The sequence below is a fragment of the Brachyspira pilosicoli genome (assembly GCF_019402445.1).
GTDB lineage: Bacteria > Spirochaetota > Brachyspiria > Brachyspirales > Brachyspiraceae > Brachyspira > Brachyspira pilosicoli_B.
This window is the reverse complement of record NZ_SRZM01000265.1, coordinates 1-6,586: the sequence shown is the minus strand read 5'-3', so window position 1 is coordinate 6,586 and position 6,586 is coordinate 1. Positions and strand designations below refer to the sequence as shown.

Below are 6,586 nucleotides of genomic sequence, written 5' to 3'. Positions count from 1 at the left end.
TTTATCCAAATCATCATCAGACATATTATTTTTTAATTTTTTTTCAATTAGCTCAGCATTCATCATAATAGGCATAAGTGGATTTTTTATTTCATGGGCAACCTTAATAGCAGCTTCCTTCCAAGTTTCTAATGATACTCTTATTTTCTCTTTATCTCTATGATATTTTAAAGCCCTAGCCATAACATTAAATCTATATATTAAATTTCTAAGGTCATGAACCCCATAAAATTTCATTTCTATATTAAAATCTGAATTAATAATAGAGTTAGTAGCATTAAGAAGTAAGCTTATAGGTCTTGTTATAAAACTAGAAAATATAATACCAAAAATAATAGATATAAAAGTAGATATACCTAATATAAACACATATAAAAGTTTTAAAACTATAGAAAACTCTCCAGTAAACATATTAATAGAGTTGTATATTCTAAAAGCATTTAAAGCATTATTTCTAACATTGATATAATTACTAGGCATACTATCAAAAATAATAGCATAATGATTTACATCTCTTAATGGAACTATAGCATTAATATAAAACAGTCCATTATATTCACTATTAGCAAATGTAATCTTATCTAGAGAAAATCTATAATTGATGTCAAGAGGAACATAATTTTGAGAATTAAATAAAACTGTACTATATCCATAATATGAATTAGAAACAAAAATTATGTTAGTAAAAATATTATCTCTGTATATTATATTACTAATTTTACTACTATCAGATAAATCTATATTATTTAAATAATTAACAGAAACATTTGATATACTATTTAATATACTATTTTGTTTATTAATTATATCATCATTAGAAACTTCTATTATATATGAAAGGGAGTCATTAATACTCTTATTTGTAAATAGGTTTAGATTAGACTCTATAATATAATATGACATCTTACTAGTAACTAAACTTGTAATAACAGTCATGAAAGCCATGATTGATACTATAGCTAGCTTAAGGTGAGAGCCTTCTTTTTTTTTGAGAGCTTCTAACACAAATTTAATAATAATTAATATACCAACTATAATACTTGATGATGGTAAAAATAGAATAAAAAATACATATACTAAATTAGTAGTATTTGGTTCATATACAAAACTACTTATGTATATAGAAGCAATTAAATCTAATAAAACAAATATAGAAACTATTGATAAATATAAACCACCATAGCGGTTTTTTATTTTTAAAAAAAAGTCTTTAATTATTTTCATAATACTCTATATTTTTTAATTCTAAAGATAAATCATCTATATTTTTTAGATGTATAGATTTTATTCCCATTTTTTGAGCAGCAGTAACATTATCAAAATTATCATCTATAAACAAGCATTCTTTTATATTTAATTTATATCTTTTAAGTAACAGTTCATATATTGCTTTAGTTGGTTTAATAATTTTTACATCAGCTGATATTATACCGCCAGAACAGGTATTATCAAAGAAGTCTGTTTTTTTTCTTATAACATTAAAAGTTTCAACTGGCATATTTGATAAATAATATATATTATAGCCTTTTAATTTATATTCTTTTAATATTTCTATATTATGATGAATAGATAATACATCACTTAAATAAGAATCAAAAATTTGCTTTAAAATAAATTTATATTTTGGACAAGCATTCAAAAAGTAATTTTTAGCATCATTGAATGATAAATCTCCCTTGTCCATTAAACTCCAATTCTTATCTCTTATAGTATTATCTAAAAACTCATTTACATCATCTACTTTATCAGTATGTTTATATAGAAAATCAACTATATCAAATTTAAATAACACATTTCCTATATCTGATATAATATTTTTTATCATTCTATATCCTTATAATATAATATATTCATTATATTTTTATAGTTGTATTTGTCAAGTTTTTTGACAATTTTAATTAATGTATTTTGTAAATAATTAAATATGTATCAATAATCGCACGGTAAATTAGTAAAGAAAGATAAATAAAATTAAAATACAATTTTTATTATTAATAAAGATTACTCAACGTGCGGTAAATAAATAATTGTTTAATAAAAACTGTGTGGGTAGTGCTATTACTAATTTGAGCATGGTCAATAATAGTTTTTTATTTTAAATTTCAGTAATAAACATATAAGATTGGATTAAAAATAGTTTTTAAATTAAAAGTCCATAACGCACGGAAAATCAACATAAAATATAAAATAATATAAAAATACAACTTTTCCAATAAACATAAACTTTCTCACCGTGCGGTAAGTAAATTTTAAAACTTGTATAATAACAAATATATACTATAATTAATTATTAAAAAATAATTTTGGGATACTTAATGGATAAAAAAAATATTGTTATTATCGGAGCAGGCAATGCAGGAGAGACTCTTGCTTCTGAAATATTGACATCAGACGAAAATAATGAATATAATATACTATGTTTTTTAGATGATGATGAAAATAAAAAAGAAATTAATATTAATAATCATACTATAAAAGTTGAAGGTAAAGTTAAAGATATAGAAAAAATTATAAATAAATATAAAAAAGATAATATAGAAATAGAAGAAATTATTATAGCAATACCTACATTAAAACAAAAAGAACTCCTTGAAATACTAGATATAATATATCCTACAGGAATCAAATATAAAATACTCCCTTGCTTTTTTGAAATTATAAAAGGAAATGCTTCTATTAAAGACATTAGAAATATAGAGCCTTCAGATTTACTTGGAAGAGAAGAGATTGGTTTTGATGAAAAAGAGATATCTGATTATTATAAAGATAAAACAATACTAGTTACAGGAGGAGGAGGCTCTATTGGAAGTGAGCTTGTAAGACAATTAGTAACACTTCCTGTAAAAAAAGTAATGGCTTTAGATAATTCTGAAGGTGCAATACATAGTCTTATAATGTCTTTGAATGATAGAAAAAATGAAAAAAACAAACATAAGTTTAAATATATTATATCTAATGTTAGAGATTATGTAAAAGTAGATAAAATATTAAAACAAGAAAATCCAGATATAATATTTCATGCAGCAGCACATAAGCATTTGCCGTTTATGGAAGAATATCCAGAAGAAGCAATTAAAAACAACATACTCGCAACAGAGAATATAGCTACATTAGCAATTAAAAACAATATTAAAAACTTTATATTTATATCAACAGATAAAGCTGTACGCCCAACATCACTAATGGGAGCAAGCAAAAGAATATGCGAAAGAATGATAATGTCTCTCTCACATGAACAAAATAATACTAAATTTAAAATAACAAGATTCGGCAATGTATTAGGAAGCAGCGGAAGCGTAATACCAGTTTTTGAAAGGCAGATTAGAGAAGGAAAACCTCTAACAGTTACACACCCAGAAATGGTTAGATTTTTTATGTCCATAAGAGAAGCAGCAAGACTAGTAATAAAAGCTTGTACACTTAATGATGGAGTTATATTTACTTTAGATATGGGTAAACCTGTAAAGATATTAGATTTGGCAAAAAATATGCTTAAGATGTATGGTCTTACAGAGAAAGATATTCCTATAATATTTACAGGTATAAGAGAAGGTGAAAAATTATATGAAGAGATTCTAATGGATGATGAAACTCTAATACCTTCACAGTATAAAAAATTATTTATAGCTAAAGACCCTGTACAATGTTTAACACCAGAAGAACGTAAAATAATGATCGATGCATTCGATATAGCTTCACTCGATGCCGATAAAGATACAATAAAATTGCTGATGAAAAAATATATAGAAGAATATACAGGATAATTAAAAAATGAATATAACAGCAAAAACAACATTAACCGCACTTTTTGCTTCACCTTGCAGACATAGTTTATCCCCAATCATGCATAATAAATCTTTTGAAAAATTATCATTAGATTATGTGTATTTGGCTTTTGAAGTAAATAAAAATAATTTGAAAGAAGCTGTAGCCTCTATAAAAACGCTTAATATGAGGGGCGTCAATTTATCTATGCCGAATAAAAAAGAAGTTATACAGTATTTAGATAATATTTCAGAATCTGCAAAACTCTCTCAAAGCGTAAACACCATAGTTAATGATAATGGAGTTTTAACAGGTCATTCTACAGACGGAAAAGGTTTTATAAAATCACTTGAAGAAGAAAATATTAATATACAAAATAGTGACGTTACAATACTTGGCATTGGAGGAGCTTCCATTTCTATAATTACAGAGTTTGCTCTTTACGGTGTAAAAGAAATATATGTTTTTAAAAGAGATAATAATTGGACTGAGCAAAAAAAAATAATAGATAATATTCAATATAAAACTAATTGCAAAATAGAGCTTTATACTTTGGATAATAAAAAAGAATTAAAAAAACAAATAGACAAAAGTAAATTATTAATTAATGCTACAAGTGTTGGTATGAAAGAAGATGCTTCAATTATAGAAGATAAAACATTTTTTAGAGATGATTTAATTGTTGCCGATTGTATATATAGCCCATCAAAAACAAAATTGTTACAAATAGCAGAAAAAGAAAATTGTAAAATAATTAATGGAATGGGTATGCTTTTATATCAGGGTGCATTGGCTTTTGAGATGTGGACTTCAAAACAAATGCCTGTTGATTATATAAAAAATATTTTATTTAACTAAAAACTATTTGCGGAGTTATTATGATTAAAGTAAAAAATGTTAATATTGGCGATGGTGTTCCTAAAATATGTATTCCTGTTATAGAGAAACATAAAAATGATGTTATAAAATATATAAAAGAGATAGATAAACTTCCAATAGATTTAATAGAATGGCGTGCAGATTTTTACGAAGATAGTGATAATAATATAGAAGAGCTTTCTAAAGAGATAAAAAAATGCACAACAAAACCTATAATATTTACTTTAAGAAGTATTAAAGAAGGCGGAAATCTAAATATAAAATCTAATACCTATGACAGTATGATTAATATTTATAAAACAATCATAGATAAAAAATTATTCTCAATTATAGACATAGAATTATTAACTCTAAAAGAAAATGATATAAAAGAATTAATAAAACTATCAAAAAAAGAAAACATAAAAACAATTCTTTCTAATCATGACTTTAATAAAACACCAAATAAGCTTGAAATAATTCATAGAATAAAAAAGATGATAAAATTAAAAGCTGATATAGCAAAAGTAGCCTATACTCCAAAAAAACAAAAAGATGTATTAACTATATTAGAGCTTCATAATGAAATAAATAATATACCGTTAATATCAATATCAATGGGAGAAGAAGGCGTTATAACAAGACTATTTTATTCTGCAATTACATTTGCTTCAGCTAAAAGATCATCAGCACCCGGACAAATAGAAGCAACAAAATTAAAATATATGATAGACAGTATTTATAAAAGTTAATTAAAAACTATTTACTTTATCAAATATTTTTATATAATTCAATTTTTTTCTAAAATAAATAATTTCTCTTTTACAAATTTTTTATTATTATTAGAATTACTTTTAAATTTCAAATAATCAAATTTAACTAGATCCACTTTTCCAACTTTAGACATTATGTATATTATATCTTCTTCTTTCATAATACCTTCATCATTATAACTCAATATACAATATTTATAATTGGCATTATTAATAATAAATTCTAAATCAATTAAAGCAGTTTTTCTATTACAAAATGAAGACTTTTGATCTTTATAATCCCTCATACCAGATATACCTTTTATTTCAGGATTATCATATCTTGCTATAGTTTCTAATATATGATAGTTAGGTGCATATTGCCTTTCATTATATGGCGGATCTAAATATAATATATCTGTATTTATATTCTTTACTATATCAATGCTATTACCAAAAAATATTTCATTTTTTTTATCATTAAATATTAATTTTATAGGTTTTAATACAAAAGGTTTTAATGCTCTTCTATCCCATTTTTTTTGAAAAGCAGCATATACTCCAGAAACATTTGAAAAAAAAGAAACACTTTCTATCAATGAAGCTATTAAAATAAAATACTCGTTATCATTAATCAAATCATCATTTTTCCATTTCTCTATCTCAATTCTTATAGCATCAATCTTCTTTGCATTGTAATCCGAAAAATACATTCTTCTATATTCTTTATTCTCAGTACCTCCCATTGTGTAATTATTATATATAAAGCCTTCAAATAGCTCAATATTATTTAAATACTCTAAAACTAATTCTAAATTTGAATCAGAAAATAAATACATATTCTTATTTTTTATATTTAAGTAATATAATAATTTTTCAAATTCAGGTACTATATTATTTTTTATATATGCATATTGCAAACAATAAGAAAAATATAATATATCAGATGAATATACTTTGTAATTCAAACTCTTGAAGAATTTGCCAACATTAGCTGTTCCAGCAAAAAAATCAAAAAATATTTTACCATGTATATTTTTTGAATTAATTATTGAATACATATTTTTTACCAGATTTTCTTTGTTTCCAATAAACCTCATAAACTATATTTCCATGTTAGAAAATAAATTTCTTCTATTCATATCTTCATCTAAAGAATTTGTTTTATAATTTGTTATTAACACTTCTATAGTTTTAGATTCTAATAATAT

The 6,586-nt window shown here is 23.6% G+C and carries 6 protein-coding genes; 3 read left to right on the top strand and 3 right to left on the bottom strand.

Features of this window, described 5'->3' with window-relative positions; translation table 11 throughout:
* Both E6A48_RS08635 and E6A48_RS08630 read right to left on the bottom strand, forming a co-directional pair.
* Positions 1 to 1,224: HAMP domain-containing protein (locus E6A48_RS08635; protein WP_219709737.1), on the bottom strand; the 1,224-nt coding region annotated here is incomplete at its 3' end.
* The gene (locus E6A48_RS08630; protein WP_219709735.1) at positions 1,211 to 1,825 is read right to left on the bottom strand and encodes an HAD family hydrolase; all 615 of its coding nucleotides are present in this window, start codon (positions 1,823 to 1,825) and stop codon (positions 1,211 to 1,213) included. The genes E6A48_RS08635 and E6A48_RS08630, both read right to left, overlap by 14 nt.
* A gap of 478 nt (positions 1,826 to 2,303) precedes the next feature.
* On the opposite strand from E6A48_RS08630, the gene E6A48_RS08625 reads away from it, so the two are divergent.
* From E6A48_RS08625 to aroD, 3 genes are read left to right on the top strand one after another with little or no spacing between them, the layout of a single operon-like run.
* Entirely contained in the window at positions 2,304 to 3,764 is a 1,461-nt protein-coding gene (locus E6A48_RS08625) for an SDR family NAD(P)-dependent oxidoreductase (protein ID WP_308461605.1), read from the top strand.
* Between the two features lie 7 nt (positions 3,765 to 3,771).
* On the top strand, positions 3,772 to 4,623 hold the full coding sequence (gene aroE / locus E6A48_RS08620) for a shikimate dehydrogenase (RefSeq protein WP_219709731.1): 852 nt from the start codon (positions 3,772 to 3,774) through the stop codon (positions 4,621 to 4,623).
* Positions 4,624 to 4,643: 20 nt separating this feature from the next.
* The gene (aroD, locus tag E6A48_RS08615; RefSeq protein ID WP_219709730.1) at positions 4,644 to 5,375 is read left to right on the top strand and encodes a type I 3-dehydroquinate dehydratase; all 732 of its coding nucleotides are present in this window, start codon (positions 4,644 to 4,646) and stop codon (positions 5,373 to 5,375) included.
* 38 nt (positions 5,376 to 5,413) lie between these two features.
* Here the strand turns inward: aroD and E6A48_RS08610 are convergent, their stop codons facing one another.
* Entirely contained in the window at positions 5,414 to 6,475 is a 1,062-nt protein-coding gene (locus E6A48_RS08610; RefSeq protein WP_219709729.1) for a DNA adenine methylase, read from the bottom strand.
* Positions 6,476 to 6,586: the final 111 nt, after the last annotated feature.

Excerpts from the sequence above, each read along its gene's own strand:
- E6A48_RS08630 (WP_219709735.1), bottom strand. The coding sequence starts at position 1,825 with ATGATAAAAAATATTATATCAGATATAGGAAATGTGTTATTTAAATTT.
- aroE (WP_219709731.1), top strand. The coding sequence starts at position 3,772 with ATGAATATAACAGCAAAAACAACATTAACCGCACTTTTTGCTTCACCT.
- aroD (WP_219709730.1), top strand. The coding sequence starts at position 4,644 with ATGATTAAAGTAAAAAATGTTAATATTGGCGATGGTGTTCCTAAAATA.
- E6A48_RS08610 (WP_219709729.1), bottom strand. The coding sequence starts at position 6,475 with ATGAGGTTTATTGGAAACAAAGAAAATCTGGTAAAAAATATGTATTCA.